Source organism: Streptomyces natalensis ATCC 27448 (assembly GCF_000935125.1).
In the GTDB taxonomy this organism is placed as follows: Bacteria; Actinomycetota; Actinomycetes; order Streptomycetales; family Streptomycetaceae; genus Streptomyces; species Streptomyces natalensis.
In genome coordinates this window covers 542,150-561,711 of record NZ_JRKI01000061.1, presented here as the reverse complement: position 1 = coordinate 561,711, position 19,562 = coordinate 542,150, and the positions used below count along the sequence as shown (strand labels likewise).

The following is a 19,562-nucleotide window of genomic DNA, read 5'->3' as shown; positions in this document are numbered from 1 at the left end:
ACGCGGCGGGCCAGGTACCGTGATAGTCGGCCCGGCCCCTGTCCGGCCCCGGGCCATCGAAGGCCGCGGATTGACCCAAGGAGCTGCAAGGTGTTCTTCGACATAGGACCCCTCGAGCTGGTGGCGCTCGTGATCCTTGCGGTGCTGATCTTCGGGCCGGACAAGCTGCCCAAGGTCATCCAGGACGTCATGGGGTTCATCCGCAAGGTGCGGGCGTTCTCCGACAGCGCCAAGGAGGACATCCGCAGCGAGCTCGGCCCGGAGTTCAAGGACTTCGAGTTCGAGGACCTCAAGCCGAAGAACTTCGTGCGCAAACACGTCCTGGAGAAGGACGAATACGGGCTGAAGGAGTTGCAGGAGATCCGCAACGGCTTCGACTTCCGGTCGGAGATGGCCGACCTCGGCGACGTCGTGAACGCCCGCGACAGCGCCCCGGATGCCCCGACGCGCCCCTCGAACGGCGCACCCGCCGACCTCACGAAGAAACCGGCCGCCGCCGCCCGTCCCGACCTGGTCAAGAGGACCGGAGCGGCCCCGGCGCAGGAGCGTCCGCCTTTCGACGCCGACGCCACCTAGTATGCCCGTATGCCCGGCTGTGTTGACGCCTATGGCTATGCTCCCGGTGTCCGGGGTGAGGTCGCCTGAGGGGGGCGGGCCGCCCACGACGCAGGGCAACAAGGAGGCGCCGCGCAGTGGAGACGACGAGTCCGACACCGACCGATGAGGTGTCCGCCGACGTCGGCCGGAAGGTCGACGGCTATCTGCTGGCCGCGTTCCCGTGGTACGGCCTCGACGAGGCGTTCACCGGGCCACGCTGGCTGATGCAGGTCGGCGCGGCAGCGGACGGCACCGTCGAGCACGGGGCCACCGGGCACGGCCACGAGCCGACCATAAGGGCGGAGATCGGCAAGGACGAGGACCGGTTCGCGGTCGTCGTGACCGTCGCCAGCCGCCCCGTACGCCGCAGCGCCGACGGCACCGGCACCCTGGAGGCCACCTCGGTCTCCACGGCCGCCTGGCTCGCCGGCTCGGGGCTGCTCGCCCGCACCTGGCCCTCCCAGATGGACCGCGCGCTGCGCCAGGACTGGCTCGACCAGCAGACCATGCTCGCCTGGGAACTGGCCGACGACCTCGACGGCGAGAGCTGGAGCGAACTGACGCTGCCGGTCGACGGCGTGCCGATGCCGTTCCGCTACCGCGAGTCCGAGTACGGCTGGGTCCTGGCCGGCTCCTCGGGCGACGGCCCCGCCGGGGTGCACATCGGCGCGTACGGGCGCGGGATGAGCGCCTACGGCCTGGGCTTCTCCGTCGTCAAGGACATCACGGAGTACGACAGCTGACGGGCGCCGCCGGCCGACCGGGCGGGCGCGCGCCGAAGCGCAAAGGGGCGGACCCGTACAGGCCCGCCCCTTCGGCATCGGGCGGGAAGCCTCCCGCCCGGCCTCAGAACTTGTTGCGCGGGGTGATCCCCAGCGACATCCCCGACAGACCGCGCTGACGGCCGCCCAGCTTGCCCGCGATGGCGCGGATGGCGGAGCCGGCGGGGGAGTCGGGATCGGTCAGCACGACCGGCTTGCCCTCGTCGCCGCCCTCGCGCAGCCGCACGTCGATGGGGATGGCGCCGAGCACCGGCACCTGCGCACCGGTCGTCCGCGTCAGCCCCTCGGCGACCCGCTCGCCGCCGCCGGTGCCGAACACATCGACCATCTCGTCGCAGTGCGGGCAGGGCAGCCCGGACATGTTCTCCACCACGCCGACGATCTTCTGGTGCGTCTGCACCGCGATCGAACCGGCCCGCTCGGCGACCTCGGCGGCGGCCTGCTGCGGGGTGGTGACCACCAGGATCTCGGCGTTCGGTACGAGCTGCGCCACCGAGATGGCGATATCGCCGGTGCCCGGGGGAAGGTCCAGCAGCAGCACGTCCAGATCGCCCCAGTAGACATCGGCGAGGAACTGCTGGAGGGCGCGGTGCAGCATCGGGCCGCGCCAGACCACCGGGGCGTTGCCCGGGGTGAACATGCCGATGGAGATGACCTTCACGCCGTTCGCCGACGGCGGCATGATCATGTTCTCGACCTGGGTGGGCTTGCCGTCGGCGCCCAGCATCCGGGGCACGGAGTGGCCGTAGATGTCGGCGTCCACGACACCGACCTTCAGTCCGTCCGCCGCCATCGCCGCGGCGAGGTTGACCGTCACCGACGACTTGCCGACGCCGCCCTTTCCGGAGGCGACCGCATAGACCCGGGTCAGCGACCCGGGCTGGGCGAACGGCACCTCGCGCTCGGCCGTACCGCCGCGCAGCGACGCAGCCAGCTCCTTGCGCTGCTCGTCGCTCATCACCTCGAGCTCGACACTGACGCCGGTGACGCCCTCGACCCCGGCGACGGCGTCGCGCACGTTGTTGGTGATCGTCTCGCGCATCGGGCAGCCGGAGACGGTGAGGTAGACCACGACGGCCACCGCGCCGTCGGCCGCGATCTCCACCGATTTGACCATCCCCAGGTCGGTGATGGGTCGGTGGATCTCGGGGTCGTTCACCGTCGCGAGCGCGTCGCGGATCGCGTCCTCGCTCGGTGCGCCTGTGGTCTCGGTAGCCATGCCCCGATGGTACGGCGCAGGAGCTCGCCTCCGGTAAGGCCGTCAGCGGTCGCGTTCGTCACTCTCCGCCTCGACCATCTGCCGCAGCTCCAGGTCCCGCAGCAGGTCCTGGAGCTCGTCGCGGATCCAGTCGCGGGTGGCCACCTCGCCCAGGCCCAGCCGCAGCGCCGCGATCTCCCGGGTCAGATATTCCGTGTCGGCGATGGAGCGCTCGTTCTGCTTGCGGTCCTGCTCCTGGGTGATCCGGTCCCGGTCGGCCTGGCGGTTCTGCGCCAGCAGGATCAGCGGCGCCGCGTACGAGGCCTGGAGCGACAGCGCCAGGGTCAGGAAGATGAACGGGTAGTCGTCGAAGCGCAGCTTGCCGGGCACGGCGATGTTCCAGGTGATCCACACGATGATGGCGACGGTCATCCAGACGATGAACCGGCCGGTCCCCAGGAAGCGGGCGATCTTCTCCGACAGCCGCCCGAACGCCTCCGGGTCGTACTCCGGAAGGAACGTCCGGCGCGGTGCGCGCGGCACGTCCAGGCGCACCCGGGAGCGCTCGGCGGTGCCCCGCCGCACCGCCGAGGCGCCGTTCGCCCGCGTACGGTCCCTGGACTCCCGCTCCTCAGCGCCCATCGGCCGCCTTCCCCAGGTGCCCGGCGCCGGTCAGCCCGGCCGGGCCCGAGCCGTGCAGGCCGTCCTCGCGCCAGTCCTCCGGCAGCAGATGGTCCAGCACGTCGTCGACCGTGACCGCGCCCAGCAGGGCGCCGCTCTCGTCCACGACCGGCGCGGCCACCATGTTGTACGCGGCCAGATAGCTGGTCACCTGCGGCAGCGGGGTGTCCGGCGGCAGAGGCGGCAGATCGGTGTCGGCGATCGAGCTGACGAGGGTGAACGGCGGGTCGCGCAGCAGCCGTTGGAAGTGGACCAGGCCCAGGTACTTGCCGGTGGGCGTCTCGTCCGGCGGCCGGCACACATAGACCTGGGCGGCCAGCGCGGGGGAGAGATCCGGGTCGCGCACCCGGGCCAGCGCCTCGGCGACGGTCGAGGCCGGCCGCAGCACGATCGGATCGGTGGTCATCAGCCCGCCCGCGGTGCGCTCCTCGTACGACATCAGCCGCCGCACATCCGCGGCCTCCTCCGGCCGCATCAGGCCCAGCAGCCGCTCCTTCTCCTCCTCCGGCAGCTCGGAGAGCAGATCGGCGGCGTCGTCCGGGTCCATCGCCTCCAGGACGTCGGCGGCGCGCTCCTCCTTCAGCTTGCCGAGGATCTCGACCTGGTCGTCCTCCGGCAGCTCCTCCAGGACGTCGGCGAGCCGGTCGTCGTCGAGCGCCGCGGCGACCTCGGAGCGGCGTTTGGGGGAGAGGTGGTGCAGTACGCCCGCGAGGTCGGCCGGGCGCAGCTGCTCGAAGGTCGCCAGCAGGCTCTCCGCGCCCTGCCCGTGCTCCTCCCGCGAGAAGCCGGTCACCGCCGACCACTCGACGGTCAGCGCCTCCCCCTTGCGGCGCAGCGCCCCGCCCTTCCCCTTGCGGACGAAGATCTTCTCGATCTCCCAGTCGCGGCGGGCCGGCAGCCGGGTGATGCCGATGTCCAGGACGGTGACGTCCTCGCCGGTCTCCACCAGCCGCACCCGTCGGTCCAGCAGTTCACCGAGCACCAGCGTCTCCGATGTGCGCTGTTCGAAGCGCCGCATGTTGATCACGCCGGTGATGACGATCTGGCCGGACTCCACACCCGTCACCCGCGTCATGGGGACGAAGATCCGGCGCCGGCTGATCACCTCGACGACCAGCCCGAGCAGCCGCGGCGGGCGCGCGCCGATGCGAAGCAGCGCGACGAGGTCCCGCAGTCGGCCGACGGGGTCGCCGTTGGGGTCGAAGACGGCGATGCCGGAGAGATGGGAGACAAAGACCCGGGGAGTGACCACCGCCATGCGCAGCGCCTCCCTTGCTCCCGTTTTCTCCCGTTACGTCACCTCGCGGAGGCTTCAGGCTAACGCGCCCGGATCGTCGGTGCCCCGCGGAGAACGGCCGGATGGCGGCCGCTCACCGCGACCGCGCACACCGCCCGCACGGCCGTACGGGTGTGCGGTGCGCACCCCGCCGAAATCCGCGCACGGCCCAGGTACGCTGCCGTTCTGCTGTCGAGGTCACCCGTATCAGGAGGCAGAGCCGACGTGACTGCAACCGCCCCGGGCCCGCGCCCCCGATCGCTGACTGGCCGCCGTCGCACGGGACGGGCGGCGCTCGTCGGCGCGGCGTGCGCGGCACTGGCCGCGGCGCTCGCGGGCTGCGGCGGCGAGGACCCGGATGCCGGCACCAACGGCGTCGGCAAGCTGCCCGCCGCCACGATCCAGGCCAAGGCGCGGGCGGCCGCCGGCCGGGCCGATACGGTCCATCTCTCCGGCACCGTCGGCTCCCAGGGCCGCACCTACACGCTCGATATGCGGCTCGCCTCCAACGGCGCGAAGGGCGAGCTGGGGACCAAGGGGGCGTCCTTCTCGCTGCTTCGGGTCGGCAATGCGCTCTACCTCAAGGCGGACTCCGCCTTCTGGGCCGGCGAGAAGAACGGCAAGTCCGCCTCGGGCGGCGCGTCCGCGGCGGCGAAACTCGGCGGCAAGTACGTCAAGGTGCCCGCCGCCGACCCGGTCTACAAGCGCTTCAGCGGCTTCACCGACAAGGACACCCTGCTGGCCGGCCTGCTCGGGCTGCACGGCAAGCTCGCCACCGGGGACCACGGCGACGTCGACGGCGTCCGCACCGTACGCCTGACCGCGGCCGCGGGCTCCGGCGGCACCCTGGACGTCTCCCTGGAAGGGACGCCGTATCCCCTGCGCATGCGCCGCGCGGGTGGCGCGGGCGTGCTCCGCCTGTCCGACTGGGGCAAGAAGGTCGACCTCGCCCTGCCGCCCAAGGACCAGGTCGTCGACTACGGTTCGCGGATCTCGGGCCGCGGCTGAGCGCCCCGGTCCCCGTCCACCGCCGACGTCCCGTCCACCGTCTACCCCTTACGCCCCCGCCGCAGCAGCTTGGGCAGGGCCGCCGGGACGGGGCGGCGGGTGAGAGCGGGAGAGGCCAGCGGGCGCGCGGCGTGCGACTCCTCGGGCATGCGGCCGGGGCGCTGGAGGGCCTCCCCCTCGGCGGGCTCCAGGCGCAGCACCCGGCATTCGCGGGCCCAGCGTTCGGTGATCGTGTCCGCGTCGGGGGCGTTGAGCCGCTTGCCCTTGAGCTCCTCGACCACGGCCCGCCAGGGCTCGCTGTCCGGGGCGAGCTCCACGACCCGCGCCTGCCAGGCGATCAGCCTGCCGCCCTTGTCCTTGCTGCGTACGGTGACCGTGGCCGGGCCGCCGTCGGCCAGACCGAGGTCCGCCAGCGGCTGCTCGCCGGGGCCGTCCCCCACCAGGCAGGCGGCGCCGTCGTGCCACAGATGCCACAGCGCCCGCGCCGGGCCGGTCGTGCCGCGCACCCAGAGCAGGCCGGACTTCTTGGTGGCCTCTTCGATGAGCGCCCGATCCTGGAGGGCCTGCGACACGGTCTGAGTCATACGGCTCAGCCTAATGGGCGGCCCCGGCGCCGTCCGGGCCCGCCCAGGCGCTGAGACGCACCGCCCGGCCCGCGCGGGCGCGCCCCTCAGAGCCAGCCGTTGCGCTTGAAGCCCCGGTGGATGCCGAAGCAGAGGGCCACCGTCACCAGCATCATCGCCGGGTAGCCGTACTTCCAGTGGAGCTCGGGCATGTAGTCGAAGTTCATGCCGTAGATCCCGGCGATCATCGTCGGTACGGCGAAGATCGCCGCCCAGGCCGTGATCTTGCGCATGTCCTCGTTCTGCGCGACGGCCGCCTGCGCGAGATTGGCCTGGAGGATGGAGTTGAGCAGGTCGTCGAAGGACAGCACCTGCTCGTTGACGCGGGCCAGGTGGTCGGCCACATCGCGGAAGTACTTCTGGATGTCCGCGTCGACCAGCCGCATCGGCCGCTCGCTCAGCAGCTGCATCGGGCGCAGCAGCGGCGATACGGCGCGCTTGAACTCCAGTACCTCACGCTTGAGTTGGTAGATCCGCCCGGCGTCGCCGCCCTTGGCGGTCGAGCCCTTGCCGTTGGTGCCCGAGCTGAAGACGTCGATCTCCACCTCGTCGATGTCGTCCTGCACCGCCCCCGCGACCGCCATGTAGCCGTCGACCACCTGGTCGGCGATGGCGTGCAGGACCGCCGACGGCCCCTTGGCCAGCAGCTCCGGGTCGTCCTGGAGCCGGTGGCGCAGCGCGCGCAGCGAGCCCTGCCCGCCGTGCCGGACGGTCACGATGAAGTCCCGCCCGGTGAAGCACATCACCTCGCCGGTCTCCACGACCTCGCTGGTCGCGGTCAGTTCGGCGTGCTCCACGTAGTGGACCGTCTTGAAGACGGTGAACAGGGTGTCGTCGTAGCGCTCCAGCTTGGGCCGCTGGTGGGCGTGGACGGCGTCCTCGACGGCCAGGGGGTGCAGCCCGAACTCCTGGGCGATATCGGCGAATTCGGCCTCGGTGGGCTCGTGCAGCCCGATCCAGGCGAAGCCGCCGCCGTCGCGCACCGACGCCATGGCCTGGGCGGGGGTGACGGGCTCGCTCACCCGGCGGCCCTCGCGGTAGACGCCGCAGTCGACGACGGCGCTGTTGGGGCAGGCCGGGGCGGCGGTCTCGTAGCGGTAGGGGGTCTCGTCGCGGCGCCGGGTGGGACGGACGGCGGCACGCAGGTCACGGATCATCGACATGGCAGGCTCCTTCACGGGCCGGCCGCCAGAGAGGGGCGCGGGGCGCAACGCTGCCCGGAACGTGGACGTACGAGGCATCTTCGGCTGTACGTCCGCAAAGCGGGCGGCGCTCCGTGCGGTGACACTGACGGCAGTTCGCAGAACACGGAAATGAAGAGTCGGAGGCGCTCTTCCGTCATGTACATCCGGCGCGAAGGAAAATCCGTGTTTCACCGCTGAGCGGGTGGGTACGGAAGCTCTCGGATCAGGAGATTCGCTGCGCGAGCGGGACGACGGGAGAACTATCGGTACTGCACGGTCGACTCGGATCCACCGCAGCCCCACCTCCTCCGGCCGGTCCCCGTTGGGGGACGACGTCATTCCCTGACCAGACGGCAAGGCTATCAGCCGTCTGAAGCGTTACGGCGCCGCTTTGCCTCTTCCATACGAAGAACGGACGAGCCGCAGTGACGCCTGCGCACACGGAGTCCGGGGCGCTCCGTGCGGGAGCCCCGACCTATGCTCGCCGCATGTCTGACGTTCTTGAGCTGGTCGAGGCCCGGTTGCGCACGGCCCTGGGTGCACCGGACGCGCGTGCCGCCGTCACCTTCCTCGGCACCGACCGTATCGAGGTGCTCCGCTTCGTGGACGACGGGGTGGTGCGCTACGCCACGCTCGGCATGTCCGCGCAGCCCATGTCCGACCCCACCGACGTGGTCGCCGACCCGCTGCGCGGCCCCCGCGCCGAGCTCGTCCTGACCGTACGCGGCGGCCGCGCCGACACCGACAAGGTCCTCCGCCCGCTCGCCGTGCTCGCCGCGTCCCCGCAGGTCGAAGGGGTGATCGTGGCGCCGGGCGCGTCGCTGGACGTGGGGGATCCGCTGTGGCCCGGCGCGCCCTTCACCTCGGTCCTGGTCGCCGAGCCCGGAGGGCTGGTCGAGGACCTGGAGCTGGACGAGCCGCTCGACCCGGTGCGGTTCCTGCCCCTGCTGCCGATGACACCGAACGAGGCCGCCTGGAAGCGGGTGCACGGCGCCGACGCCCTCCAGGAGCGCTGGCTGCGGCACGGCACGGACCTGCGCGACCCGCTGCGCAGCGGCGTACCGCTGGACGACTGAGCAGGGCGGAACCGGCGGCGGGCCGGGCGGGGGCCGTTCGGCCGTACGGATCTGACGCCCGGTCGGAATCCGACGGGGCGTCCGGGACGTACGGCAGCCCCGGTGGACCGAAGCGGCGCCGGAGCCACGCCGGAGCCGCGGCGCGGCCGGTGCGTGACGCAGGCGGATGCGCCGCCCTCGCCGGACGCCGGGCCCCGGCGCGGCGGCGGCCGGAACGGTCCCTGGGCAGGTGATGGCGGGCACACCGGACGGGTGATCGTCCTTGACGCGGACGCGGCCCTGGAGGACCGTTGGTCCTTATGAGGGGCGAACCCAGTTGCCCGAAGTGCGGAGGCCGGGTGCGGGCGCCCGGTCTTTTCTCCGACTCCTGGCAGTGCGGCGTGCACGGCATCGTGCATCCGCTCCAGCCGGTCGTTCCGCCCAGCGTCGAGGCGCTCGGCGTCGTCGTGCACCGCGCACAGGTACCCGTCTGGATGCCCTGGCCCCTCCCCGTGGGCTGGCTGTTCACGGGCGTCGCCTGCGCCGGGGACGACCGCAGCGGCGGCCGGGCGACCGCGGTGGCCTGCTCGGGGCCCGGACCGCTGGGCGGCCCCGGTGAACTCCTGCTGATCGCCGAGGAGCTCGGCGTCGGCCTCGGCGCCCGCTACGCCGGGATAGACGGCCCTGACCCCGGCCTCCGTCTGGCCGTCGACAAACCCCCCAACGCCAAGGTGCTGGCCGCCGGCCGCCCGACCCCGATGTGGCAGGTCGACGGCTCGCCCGACGACCGCGCGGTCTTCGCCGGCGAGGCGCGCGGGCTGTGGCTGTGGGCCATCGCCTGGCCCGAGAGCTCGGGCCTGCTGATGTACGACGAACTGGTGCTGACCGATCTGCGCGAGGCGGGCGCCGAGGTGGACCTGCTGCCGTGCGGCGCGCTCTCGCCGCGCATCCTGAGCTGACCGCGCCCCGGGCCGGCCGGGCCGGTCCGTATCCCGCCCGACAGGGACATGTCCGGGCGGCCGGTATCCTTCTGGGGGCACCGCCCTGCGCTCTCGCCGAGCCACCGAGCCGCCCCGTGATCCCCGTCCGTCCCGCAAGCAGTCTGGAGTCCGCGTCGTGCGCATCGATCTGCACACCCACTCCACCGCCTCCGACGGTACGGACACCCCCGCCCAGCTGGTGCGCGAGGCCGCGGCGGCCGGGCTCGACGTCGTCGCGCTGACCGATCACGACACCGTCGCCGGCCATGCCGAGGCGCGCGCCGCGCTGCCCGAGGGGCTGACGCTGGTCACCGGGGCCGAGCTCTCCTGCCGGATCGACGGGGTGAGCCTGCACATGCTCGCCTACCTCTTCGACCCCGAGGAGCCCGAGCTGGCCCGCGAGCGGGAGCTCGTCCGCGACGACCGCGTACCGCGGGCCCGCGCCATGGTCGGCAAGCTGCGCGAGCTCGGCGTGCCCGTCACCTGGGAGCGGGTGGCGGAGATAGCCGGTGACGGCGCGGTCGGGCGGCCGCATCTCGCCACCGCGCTGATGGAACTGGGCCTGATCGACACCGTCTCCGACGCCTTCACCTCCGAGTGGCTCGGAAGCGACGGCCGGGCCTATGTCGAGAAGCACGAGCTGGATCCGTTCGAGGCGATCCGGCTGGTCAAGGCCGCCGGCGGCGTCACCGTCTTCGCGCACCCGCTGGCCGTCAAGCGCGGCAGCTGCGTACCGGAGCAGGTGATCGGCGAACTGGCCGCGGCCGGTCTCGACGGCATCGAGGTCGACCACATGGACCACGACGCGCCCACCCGTGCCCGGCTGCGCGGCCTGGCTGCCGAGCTGGGACTGCTGCCCACCGGCTCCAGCGACTACCACGGCAGCCGCAAGACCTGCCGCCTCGGTGACCACACCACCGACCCCGAGATCTACGGCGAGATCGTGCGCCGTGCGACCGGCGCCTTCCCGGTGCCCGGCGCGGGCGGCTGAGCCCCCGAGCCCACCGCCGTACCCCCCCGACACCCCGCACGGGCCCGTCGCGCGCCGCGTCCGCCCGTGATCCGCTCGTAGCACCACCCCCTTACCCCGCAAGGCCATCACCGTGTTCGACGTCGCCGTCTTCAGTACGCTCTTTGTCACCCTGTTCGTCATCATGGATCCCCCTGGGATCACCCCGATCTTTCTGGCCCTGACCTCCGGGCGCCCGGCCAAGGTGCAGCGCCGGATGGCCTGGCAGGCGGCCGCCGTCGCCTTCTGCGTCATCGCCGTCTTCGGCCTCTTCGGCCGGCAGATCCTGGGCCGGCTGCACATCTCCACCCCCGCGCTGATGATCGCGGGCGGCCTGCTGCTCCTGCTGGTCGCGCTGGACCTGCTCACCGGCAAGTCCGAGGAGCCGACCCAGACCAAGGACGTCAATGTGGCGCTGGTGCCGCTGGGCATGCCGCTGCTGGCCGGGCCCGGTGCGATCGTGTCGGTGATCCTGGCCGTACAGCATGCGCACGGCCTCGCGGCGCAGGTGTCGGTCTGGGCGGCGATCGCCGCGATCCATGTGGTGCTCTACCTGGTCATGCGGTTCTCGCTGGTGATCATCCGGGTGATCAAGGACGGCGGTGTGGTCCTGGTGACGCGGCTGGCGGGCATGATGCTCTCCGCGCTGGCCGTGCAGCAGATCATCAACGGCGTGACCCAGGTGATCCAGGCGTCCTGATCCCCGCAGGGACCGCAGACGCACGACGCCCCCGTACGGACCGTCCGTACGGGGGCGCAACAGCTACGGCGTCACCGGGCGGCGGTGTCGGCCGGGCGGATGTAAATGCGCTGGCCGATTGCGGCGGCCTGCTGCACGATCCGGTTGACGGAGGCGGCGTCCACGACGGTGCTGTCCACGGCGGAGCCGTCCGCATCGTCCAGGCGCATGATCTCGAAGCGCATCAAGGCTTCTCCCTTCGTCTGATCCTCCTGCGGAGAACGTGAGTGGTGCGGATTGCGCGGCTTCGTTGCCAGGCGCTCCGTACGGGTACAACGACCCGCACCCTGCAATCATTCCCTACGCTAAAGAAAATTTTCGAGGAACTAAGTACCTGCTCGGGGGAGCGGTTGTGCCCATCGAGTGACGGCCCGGACAATGAGTCCGGTATGAACGACATACGGCCCCCGGCCCCCGCCGACCTCGCCGCGCTCGCCTCCGGTATCGAGCGCACCAACGAGCTGCTCACCCGGGTGCTCGCCAAGGTCTCCACGACCCCGTCCACCCATGGGGTCTTCGTGGACGCGGGCTATGTCTACGCCGCCGCGGGGCGGCTGGTCGCCCAAACGGAGGATCGCCGGGCCATCGAACTCGACGCCGAAGGGATCATCGAAGCCTTCATCGACAAGGCGCGGACGATCTTCCCGGACAGCCGGCTGCTGCGCGTCTACTGGTACGACGGCGCCCGTAGGCGGATACACACCCAGGAGCAGCAGCACATCGCCGAGCTGCCCGACGTCAAGGTCCGGCTGGGCAACCTCAACGCCAACAACCAGCAAAAGGGCGTCGACTCCCTGATCCGCACCGATCTGGAGTCGCTGGCCCGGCACCGCGCCATCAGCGATGCAGTGCTCATAGGGGGCGACGAGGACCTGGTCTCGGCGGTGGAGGCGGCGCAGGGATACGGCGCGCGGGTGCACCTGTGGGGCATCGAGGCCGCGGGCGGCCGCAACCAGGCCGAGCCGCTGCTGTGGGAGGTCGACAGCCAGCGCACCTTCGACCTGGACTTCTGCAAGCCGTACGTGACCCGCCGGGCCGGGGTGGAGGGCGACGGCCCGGCACTGTGCGAGACGCCGGTGCCGGCCCGCGAGGACGTCCGCTTCGTCGGGGCACGGGTGGCCGCCCAGTGGCTCTCCGAGCGCGGCCGCGACTGGGTGGCGACGCTGCTGCCCGGCCATCCGTATCTGCCCGGCGCCGTCGACCAGGAACTCCTGACGACCGCGGAGGCCCTCTTGCGGCACTCGCTGCGCGGCCATGCCGACCTGCGGCGGGTCTTGCGGGAGGGCTTCTGGGACCACGTGCAGGGGCAGTACTAGCCGCTGCGCTTTGGCTGGGCCCCACGTTGTCGGCTTTCCCGCCGTAGGGGTTCGCCGCCGTTTCGCCTGAGGCCCGTTCGCTGCGTTTTGCCTGGGCCGACGTTTAGGCTTTCCCGCCGTTTCGCCTGCGGCGGGCGGTGCCGCTGGCGCGGGGCTGTTCGGCAGCGGCACCGGCCCTACACGGCTCCGCCGCTACGGACCGGCACCTCCCCGTTGGGGGTGGAAAAAGACGGTGGGAGTGGACCCCCGGCCTCTTTCCCCCCCACTCCCGGGAGGGGCCGCGCCGCAGGACGAAGTCCGGAGGCGTGGCACCGCACCCGTACAACCCACGCCCGCCGCAGGCGCAACGGCGACAAACCCCCACGGCGGGACGGCCGACAACGTGGGGAGAAAACCCCGACTACGTGGGGAGCCAAAAACGGGTCAGCTCGGCTGCCGTAGCAGCCGAGCGTTCCGCATTGGGGGAGTGGCCGGCGCCCTCGATGACCGTGCGACGGGCGGAGAGGCGACGGGCCATATCGTCCATCAGCGGCACCGGCCAGGCGTCGTCGGTGGTCCCCGAGACCACGTGCTTGGGCAGCGGTATCGCCGCCAGTTCCGCCACCCGGTCGGGTTCCGACAGCATCTGACGGCCCGTCACCATCAGCTGCTCGGGGACGGTATTGAGCCAACGACGGCGCAGGAATGCGTCGATCTCAGGGGGGTTGGGCGCCTCCGGCGCATCCGCCGCGCGCATCGCCTCCCAGATGTCCGCCATCTCCATCGTGCCGAGCGCCTCGATCAGCATCCGTACGCGCGTCTGCTGGGCCTCGGTGATGGCGGCCGGGCCCGAGCTGAGGAGGGTGAACGAGCGGAACGGGGACGGGTCGAGGAGGATCGCCGCGCGGGTGATCAGGCCGCCGAGGGAATGACCCAGCAGATGGGCCGGGCCGCCGAGGGCCCGGGCCTGGGCGAGGACGTCGAGGGCCAACTCGCGCTGGGCGTAAGGGGATTCCTCGCGCGGTCCGGGGGACTCGTGCTGCCCCCGGCCGTCCACCGCGACCACCCGGAAGCCGGCCGCCGCCAGCGGTTCGAGCAGCGCGATGAAGTCCTCTTTGCTCCCGGTGAACCCCGGCACGAGCAGGGCGGTCCCGGCCGGGGCGGCCTCGGGCCGGGCGTCGTGGACGGCGAAGACCCCGCGCTCGGTGTCGAGCCGGAGTGCGCGGGCGCACGGGGGGAGCTTCAGGAGGGGCGGCGTGCTCATGGCGCGAGGCTAACGGACGGGCCGGTCCGGGCGACACGGCGGCCCGGGACGCACCACGGCCCGGCTCCCGCGGGGTGCGGGGCCGGGCCGTGGTGGCGGATGCGTCAGCTCTCCGGGGTGGCCGCGGCGGCCTTGCGGGTCCGCTTCGGCTTCGCCTCGGCCCCGGCGTCGGCCGTCTTGGCGGCGGCGGTCTTCCGGGTCCGCTTCGGCTTGGCCTCCGCGCCGTCGGCGGCGTCCGCGGCCGGCTTCGCCGCGGCGGCCTTGCGGGTCCGCTTCGGCTTCGCCTCCGCCTCGGATTCGGCCGTCTTGGCGGCGGCGGTCTTGCGGGTCCGCTTGGGCTTGGCCGGTGCGGCGTCGGTGCCTTCGGCGGTGTCGACGGCGGCCTCGGCGGCTGCGTCCGTGGCGGCCTTGGTGGCGCTGCGGGTGCGGCGGCGCGGCGTGGCCTCGGCGGGCGCCTCCGCGGCGGCCGCGCCCTCGGCCGCGTCCACGGCCTTGGTGGCGGCGGTCTTGCGGGTCCGCTTGGGCTTGGCCGGTGCGGCGTCGGTGCCTTCGGCGGTGTCGACGGCGGCCTCGGCGGCTGCGTCCGTGGCGGCCTTGGCGGCGCTGCGGGTGCGGCGGCGCGGCGTGGCCTCGGCGGGCGCCTCCGCGGCGGCCGCGCCCTCGGCCGCGTCCACGGCCTTGGTGGCGGCGGTCTTGCGGGTCCGCTTGGGCTTGGCCGGTGCGGCGTCGGTGCCTTCGGCGGTGTCGACGGCGGCCTCGGCGGCTGCGTCCGTGGCGGCCTTGGCGGCGCTGCGGGTGCGGCGGCGCGGCGTGGCCGGGGCGGCCTCCGCGCCTTCGGAGGTGTCGGCGACGACGTCCGCGGCAACCTCGGCGGGCGCCTCCGCGGCGGCCTTCGCCGCGCCACGGGTGCGCCTGCGCGGCGCGGCCGGTGCGACGGCCTCGGCCGCGGCGGTCCCCTCGGCCGTCTCCACGGCTTCGGCGGCCGCCTGTGCCGCCGGGCGGGCGGCCCGGGTGCGGCGGCGGCGCGGCTTGGCGGGGGCCTCGGCCGGAGCCTCGGCGACCGAGGTGGCCACCGCGGCCTCGGCGACGGCCTCGGCGGCCTCGGGGGCCGTCACGGCCGCGGGCTGCGCGGCGCCGACGCGGGTCCGGCGGCGGCGCCGCGGCTGCCGCCGCTCGCCGCCCTCGGCCGCCTGCTCGCCGTCGGTGGGCTCACCGGCGGACGTCGGCGCGCCGGAGGGGTCCAGCGTGGCCCCGCCACGAGTGCGGCGGCGCTGCCTCGGCGTCCGCGTGCGCTGCGGCTGCTCCTCTTCCACGGCGGGGCGGCGGCCGCCCCGGCCCCGGCCGCCGGTCTCGCCGAGGTCCTCGACCTCTTCGGCGGCGAGCCCGGCGCGGGTGCGCTCGGCGCGCGGGAGGATGCCCTTGGTGCCCGCGGGGATGTTCAGCTGCTCGTAGAGGTGCGGCGAGGTGGAGTAGGTCTCCTCCGGCTCGTCGAACGCCAGGTCCAGCGCCTTGTTGATCAGCTTCCAGCGCGGGATGTCGTCCCAGTCGACGAGGGTGACCGCGGTGCCCTTGTTGCCCGCGCGGCCGGTGCGGCCGATGCGGTGCAGATAGGTCTTCTCGTCCTCGGGGGACTGGTAGTTGATGACATGCGTCACACCCTCGACGTCGATGCCGCGGGCGGCGACGTCGGTGCAGACCAGGACGTCGACCTTGCCGTTGCGGAAGGCGCGCAGCGCCTGCTCGCGGGCGCCCTGGCCGAGGTCGCCGTGCACCGCGCCGGACGCGAAGCCGCGCCGGGCGAGCTGGTCGGCGATGTCGGCGGCGGTCCGCTTCGTACGGCAGAACACCATCGCCAGGCCCCGGCCCTCGGCCTGGAGGATGCGCGCGACCATCTCCGGCTTGTCCATGGAGTGCGCGCGGAAGACGTGCTGGGTGGTGTTGGCGACGGTCTGGCCCTCGTCGTCCGGCGCGGTGGCGCGGATGTGCGTGGGCTGCGACATGTAGCGGCGGGCCAGGGAGATGACCTGGCCGGGCATGGTCGCGGAGAACAGCATCGTCTGCCGCTTGGCCGGCAGCAGCTGGATGATCTTCTCGACGTCGGGCAGGAAGCCCAGGTCGAGCATCTCGTCGGCCTCGTCCAGCACCAGGCTCTTGACCCGCGAGAGGTCGAGCTTCTTCTGGCCGGCGAGGTCCAGCAGACGCCCGGGGGTGCCGACGACGACGTCGACGCCCTTCTTCAGCGCCTCGACCTGCGGCTCGTAGGCCCGGCCGCCGTAGATCGCCAGGACCCGTACGTTACGGACCTTGCCCGCGGTGAGCAGGTCGTTGGTGACCTGGGTGCACAGCTCGCGGGTGGGGACCACGACCAGGGCCTGCGGGGCCTCGGTCAGCTGCTCCGGCCGGGAGCGTCCGGCCTCGACGTCGGCGGGGACGGTCACGCGCTCCAGGAGCGGCAGACCGAAGCCGAGCGTCTTGCCGGTGCCGGTCTTGGCCTGGCCGATGACGTCGCTGCCGGAGAGGGCGACGGGGAGGGTGAGCTCCTGGATGGGAAAGGGGGAAACGATGCCGACGGCTTCAAGGGCCTCAGCGGTCTCGGGGAAAATCCCGAGCTCTCGGAACGTAGACAGAATCTTGCCTCTTCTGTGAGACGCGGCATGAGGCGGCGAAGGGGGTCGTACCGTGCCGTCGTACCTGTTCGTACGGGGGCCGACCTGAGAGAGCCGGATGGCGCGGGACCACTGCCAACGCTCAGGCATTCGTGCCGCGAGCGGGTGTGCCTCCTGCTGTGCGTACCTCTCGTACGCGCCGCGGGGGAGGGCGGTCGGTTGGAGCCGATCGGGCCACCGACCGGGCATCCGCTTTCGTGGAGAGACCCACCGACTCCTCGGCAGGTCCTTTATCACTCTACCCCGGATATCGCTCCGGATCCGAAGGCTTGTATGAGTGAGAAATAGGTCACCCGCCGGCGCACCCCGGCGCGCGGGCCGTGCGGCCCGCTCGTACGCGCCTGCACTCGGTGGCTGACCAGGGCCTTACCGGAGCCGCCGGGCGGGCTATTGTGCCGGTCATGGAGACGCCTGACACCGCCGACGCGCACGCACTCACCGGGATCGCCGCCCAGGACTGGGAGCAGGCATCCGCCGACCCGCAGTACCGGGCCGCCGTGATCGATCTGCTCGGCGCGCTCGCTTACGGCGAGCTGTCCGCCTTCGAGCGCCTGGCCGAGGACGCCAAGCTCGCCCCGACGATGGACGACAAGGCCGAACTGGCCAAGATGGCCTCGGCCGAATTCCACCATTTCGAGCGGTTGCGGGACCGCCTCGCGCAGATCGAGGCGGAGCCGAACGAAGCCATGGAGCCGTTCGCCGCGGCGCTGGACGAGTTCCACCGCCAGACCGCGCCGTCGGACTGGCTGGAGGGCCTGGTCAAGGCGTACGTCGGCGATTCGATCGCCAGTGACTTCTACCGCGAGGTCGCCGCCCGCCTGGACACCGACACCCGCGATCTGGTGCTGGCCGTGCTCGACGACACCGGGCACGCCACCTTCGCCGTGGAGAAGGTGCGCGCGGCGATCGAGGCCGATCCGCGGGTCGGCGGGCGGCTGGCGCTGTGGGCGCGGCGGCTGATGGGCGAGGCCCTCTCGCAGGCGCAGCGGGTCGTCGCGGACCGCGATGCGCTCTCGACGATGCTGGTCGGGGGCGTGGCCGACGGATTCGACCTGGCCGAGGTGGGCCGGATGTTCTCCCGGATCACCGAGGCGCACACCAAGCGGATGTCGGCACTGGGCCTCGCGGCGTAGCGAACGGCCCTGGGGAATGCGCCCCGCGGGTACGTGCCATCCGGTCACCGCCGGCCCGCGGGATCCGGTCACCACCGGCCTCCGGGGCCGCGTCAGGCCGTCCGGTGCCCCTTGAGGGGCGCGGCCGGCCGGCTCACCCGGCGGCGCGGCGGGCGCGGGCGCAGCAGCAGCGAGAGCAGCGCCGCGCCCATGGCCAGCGCGGCGAGAAACACCAGGACGGGATACCCCGGGCCCAGGATGGCGCGGGTCAGCAGCGCGCCGAGCAGCGCGGCGACCGGGCCCGTGGCCAGCGTCAGGGTGCGTGAGGGGAACCGGTCGGCGAGCCAGTGTGTGGCGGCCAGAGCGATGACGAGTCCGATGAGGACGGCGCCGAGCGCTTCCCAGATCATGGAGTCCCCTCCCGCGTGACAAGCCCGACAAGCGTGATGTCGCCGACCGGACGAACAATCCGGACGAACACGTCGGTTGTCAACCGTCGTACCCATCGGGCGGAACCGGCAACCCTCCCGCGCGGCCATGCGCGCGGGCCGGAAGAACGGCGAAGGGCGGCGCCCGGAGAGAAAGATCTCCGGGCGCCGCCCTCGTGCGTCCGTCGGCGCCGCAGCGCGGCGCCCGCAGGCTCAGAGCTGGCCGAAACCGACCTTACGGGCGGTCGGCTCGCCGATCTCCACGTATGCCAGCCGCTCCGACGGGACCAGAACCTTGCGGCCGTGGTCGTCCACCAGGCTCAGCAGCGTCGCCTTGCCGCTGAGCGCATCGGCCACCGCGTTCTCGACCTCTTCGGCGGACTGCCCGCTCTCCAGAACGATCTCGCGGGGTGCGTGCTGCACGCCGATCTTGACCTCCACGGCTTATGTCCCTCCGACGGTCTGGGGGTCCCCCCGGCCTCGGAGGGACATGGTGCGCGGCCGTCCGCGCGGTACGCAGCACACATTAGCCCGGTCCGGGGACGTTCAGGACGCCGTGGAACACGCCCGCAGCGAACATCATCGCCGCGTGGCGCCCGCCGGTCAGTGCGACGGCGCCTCCATGCCGTGCAGCGGGAAACCGGCGATGCCCTTCCAGGCGAGCGAGGTCAGCAGCTGCACCGCGGTCTCGCGCGGCACCGTGCTCGCCGATGACAGCCAGTAGCGCGCCACCACCTGGGAGACCCCGCCCAGGCCCACCGCCAGCAGCATCGCCTCGTTGCGCGCCAGACCCGTGTCCTCCGCGATCACCGCGCTTATCGCCTCGGCGCACTCCAGCGAGACCTTGTCCACCCGCTCGCGCACGGCCGGCTCATTGGTCAGGTCCGACTCGAAGACCAGCCGGAAGGCGCCGCCCGGGTCCTCGACGTAGGCGAAGTACGCGTCCATCGTGGCCGCGACCCGCTGCTTGTTGTCGGTCGTCGACGCCAGCGCGGTGCGCACCCCGTGGAGCAGCGCCTCGCAGTGCTGGTCCAGCAGGGCGAGGTACAGGTCCAGCTTGCCCGGGAAGTGCTGGTAGAGCACCGGCTTGCTGACGCCCGCCCGCTCGGCGATGTCGTCCATGGCGGCCGCGTGGTAGCCCTGCGCGACGAACACCTCCTGGGCGGCGCCCAGAAGCTGATTGCGCCGGGCACGGCGTGGCAGGCGTGTGCCCCGCGGTCGCGCCGCCTCGGTCTGCTCGATGGCGCTCACGCTGCCTCCCAGAAGTTGTTCCGTACGCGGCCGGCACAAGAGGGTGCACCGCGCCCGCCATCGTACTTTTGGGTAACGCGGCTGTGCGTGGTCCCAGGCCAGAATTTCTGCACCGGACCGCCGGCCGAAGCCGACATAACGGCCCAGGTCATCGGTATTCGTCTTCGTTGAATTCCACCACACGAGCCTGTTCGGCGAGATCTGCCTCATTGGCGGCGGCACGGTCGGCGCCGGTCAGGGGTTCGTCGTGCTGCGGTGCGAGCTCGGCGTGCTGTTCGGCGGCGTCGTTCTCGGGCGCTTCCACGTCGAATTCCGTCATGTCGCTGTCGTCCTCAAACGTGTCCGGTTCGGTCGGATCCGCGGGCATGGTGGCTCCCTTTCTCCCACAGGGGCCGGGGCGGCTGCCCTTGATAC

At 72.5% G+C, this 19,562-nt stretch carries 21 protein-coding genes; 9 read left to right on the top strand and 12 right to left on the bottom strand.

Annotated elements, in window-relative coordinates:
* The first annotated feature begins 90 nt into the window (after positions 1-90).
* Positions 91-576, top strand: a complete 486-nt coding sequence (locus SNA_RS33205) for a sec-independent translocase (RefSeq protein WP_030072147.1) — start codon at positions 91-93, stop codon at positions 574-576.
* A 116-nt stretch (positions 577-692) separates the two neighbouring features.
* Positions 693-1,340 carry a hypothetical protein gene (locus SNA_RS33200; RefSeq protein ID WP_030072149.1) on the top strand — a complete coding sequence of 216 codons (648 nt, stop codon included), beginning with the start codon at positions 693-695 and terminating at the stop codon, positions 1,338-1,340.
* Positions 1,341-1,443: 103 nt separating this feature from the next.
* Here the strand turns inward: SNA_RS33200 and SNA_RS33195 are convergent, their stop codons facing one another.
* The 3 genes from SNA_RS33195 to SNA_RS33185 are packed head-to-tail and all read right to left on the bottom strand — an operon-like array spanning position 1,444 to position 4,516.
* Positions 1,444-2,598, bottom strand: a complete 1,155-nt coding sequence (locus tag SNA_RS33195; protein WP_030072151.1) for an Mrp/NBP35 family ATP-binding protein — start codon at positions 2,596-2,598, stop codon at positions 1,444-1,446.
* 42 nt (positions 2,599-2,640) lie between these two features.
* The gene (locus tag SNA_RS33190) at positions 2,641-3,219 is read right to left on the bottom strand and encodes a DUF1003 domain-containing protein (RefSeq protein WP_030072153.1); all 579 of its coding nucleotides are present in this window, start codon (positions 3,217-3,219) and stop codon (positions 2,641-2,643) included.
* Complete coding sequence (locus tag SNA_RS33185; protein WP_030072155.1) at positions 3,209-4,516, bottom strand: magnesium transporter MgtE N-terminal domain-containing protein; 1,308 nt, start codon at positions 4,514-4,516, stop codon at positions 3,209-3,211. Before SNA_RS33185 ends, SNA_RS33190 begins: the two co-directional genes overlap by 11 nt.
* A gap of 243 nt (positions 4,517-4,759) precedes the next feature.
* Between SNA_RS33185 and SNA_RS33180 the strand changes: the two genes are divergently transcribed.
* Positions 4,760-5,542, top strand: a complete 783-nt coding sequence (locus tag SNA_RS33180) for a hypothetical protein (RefSeq protein WP_030072157.1) — start codon at positions 4,760-4,762, stop codon at positions 5,540-5,542.
* 41 nt (positions 5,543-5,583) lie between these two features.
* Here the strand turns inward: SNA_RS33180 and SNA_RS33175 are convergent, their stop codons facing one another.
* Both SNA_RS33175 and SNA_RS33170 read right to left on the bottom strand, forming a co-directional pair.
* Positions 5,584-6,126, bottom strand: coding sequence for a hypothetical protein (locus SNA_RS33175; protein WP_044368061.1), 543 nt, complete (start codon positions 6,124-6,126; stop codon positions 5,584-5,586).
* 86 nt (positions 6,127-6,212) lie between these two features.
* A complete protein-coding gene (locus tag SNA_RS33170) occupies positions 6,213-7,328 on the bottom strand; it encodes a magnesium and cobalt transport protein CorA (protein ID WP_030072160.1) in 1,116 nt (371 codons plus the stop codon).
* 509 nt (positions 7,329-7,837) lie between these two features.
* Here SNA_RS33170 and SNA_RS33165 point away from each other — a divergent pair.
* The 4 genes from SNA_RS33165 to SNA_RS33150 all read left to right on the top strand — a co-directional run bounded on the left by SNA_RS33165 (position 7,838) and on the right by SNA_RS33150 (position 11,093).
* Positions 7,838-8,425: a suppressor of fused domain protein gene (locus SNA_RS33165; protein ID WP_030072162.1), complete on the top strand. Its 588-nt coding sequence runs from the start codon at positions 7,838-7,840 to the stop codon at positions 8,423-8,425.
* A gap of 299 nt (positions 8,426-8,724) precedes the next feature.
* The gene (locus SNA_RS33160; protein WP_030072164.1) at positions 8,725-9,363 is read left to right on the top strand and encodes a DUF6758 family protein; all 639 of its coding nucleotides are present in this window, start codon (positions 8,725-8,727) and stop codon (positions 9,361-9,363) included.
* Between the two features lie 157 nt (positions 9,364-9,520).
* Entirely contained in the window at positions 9,521-10,375 is an 855-nt protein-coding gene (locus tag SNA_RS33155; protein WP_030072166.1) for a PHP domain-containing protein, read from the top strand.
* A 112-nt stretch (positions 10,376-10,487) separates the two neighbouring features.
* Positions 10,488-11,093 (top strand): MarC family protein, encoded by a 606-nt coding sequence (locus SNA_RS33150; RefSeq protein WP_030072168.1) that lies wholly within the window; start codon positions 10,488-10,490, stop codon positions 11,091-11,093.
* Between the two features lie 71 nt (positions 11,094-11,164).
* Here SNA_RS33150 and SNA_RS43480 read toward each other — a convergent pair whose 3' ends face one another.
* Positions 11,165-11,317, bottom strand: a complete 153-nt coding sequence (locus tag SNA_RS43480; protein ID WP_198535172.1) for a hypothetical protein — start codon at positions 11,315-11,317, stop codon at positions 11,165-11,167.
* A gap of 204 nt (positions 11,318-11,521) precedes the next feature.
* On the opposite strand from SNA_RS43480, the gene SNA_RS33145 reads away from it, so the two are divergent.
* The gene (locus SNA_RS33145; RefSeq protein WP_030072170.1) at positions 11,522-12,448 is read left to right on the top strand and encodes an NYN domain-containing protein; all 927 of its coding nucleotides are present in this window, start codon (positions 11,522-11,524) and stop codon (positions 12,446-12,448) included.
* Between the two features lie 400 nt (positions 12,449-12,848).
* Here SNA_RS33145 and SNA_RS33140 read toward each other — a convergent pair whose 3' ends face one another.
* A complete protein-coding gene (locus SNA_RS33140) occupies positions 12,849-13,691 on the bottom strand; it encodes an alpha/beta fold hydrolase (protein ID WP_044368058.1) in 843 nt (280 codons plus the stop codon).
* Between the two features lie 104 nt (positions 13,692-13,795).
* The gene (locus SNA_RS33135) at positions 13,796-16,447 is read right to left on the bottom strand and encodes a DEAD/DEAH box helicase (protein ID WP_044368056.1); all 2,652 of its coding nucleotides are present in this window, start codon (positions 16,445-16,447) and stop codon (positions 13,796-13,798) included.
* Positions 16,448-16,758: 311 nt separating this feature from the next.
* Between SNA_RS33135 and SNA_RS33130 the strand changes: the two genes are divergently transcribed.
* Positions 16,759-17,490 carry a ferritin-like fold-containing protein gene (locus tag SNA_RS33130; RefSeq protein ID WP_030071935.1) on the top strand — a complete coding sequence of 244 codons (732 nt, stop codon included), beginning with the start codon at positions 16,759-16,761 and terminating at the stop codon, positions 17,488-17,490.
* Positions 17,491-17,582: 92 nt separating this feature from the next.
* On the opposite strand, the gene SNA_RS33125 is transcribed toward SNA_RS33130, so the two are convergent.
* The 4 genes from SNA_RS33125 to SNA_RS33110 all read right to left on the bottom strand — a co-directional run bounded on the left by SNA_RS33125 (position 17,583) and on the right by SNA_RS33110 (position 19,515).
* Positions 17,583-17,879 (bottom strand): hypothetical protein, encoded by a 297-nt coding sequence (locus SNA_RS33125; RefSeq protein WP_030071937.1) that lies wholly within the window; start codon positions 17,877-17,879, stop codon positions 17,583-17,585.
* Between the two features lie 231 nt (positions 17,880-18,110).
* Positions 18,111-18,338 carry a DUF3107 domain-containing protein gene (locus SNA_RS33120; protein ID WP_030071939.1) on the bottom strand — a complete coding sequence of 76 codons (228 nt, stop codon included), beginning with the start codon at positions 18,336-18,338 and terminating at the stop codon, positions 18,111-18,113.
* A 162-nt stretch (positions 18,339-18,500) separates the two neighbouring features.
* A complete protein-coding gene (locus SNA_RS33115) occupies positions 18,501-19,148 on the bottom strand; it encodes a TetR/AcrR family transcriptional regulator (protein WP_030071941.1) in 648 nt (215 codons plus the stop codon).
* Between the two features lie 148 nt (positions 19,149-19,296).
* Positions 19,297-19,515 (bottom strand): hypothetical protein, encoded by a 219-nt coding sequence (locus SNA_RS33110; RefSeq protein WP_030071943.1) that lies wholly within the window; start codon positions 19,513-19,515, stop codon positions 19,297-19,299.
* Positions 19,516-19,562 lie beyond the last annotated feature (47 nt).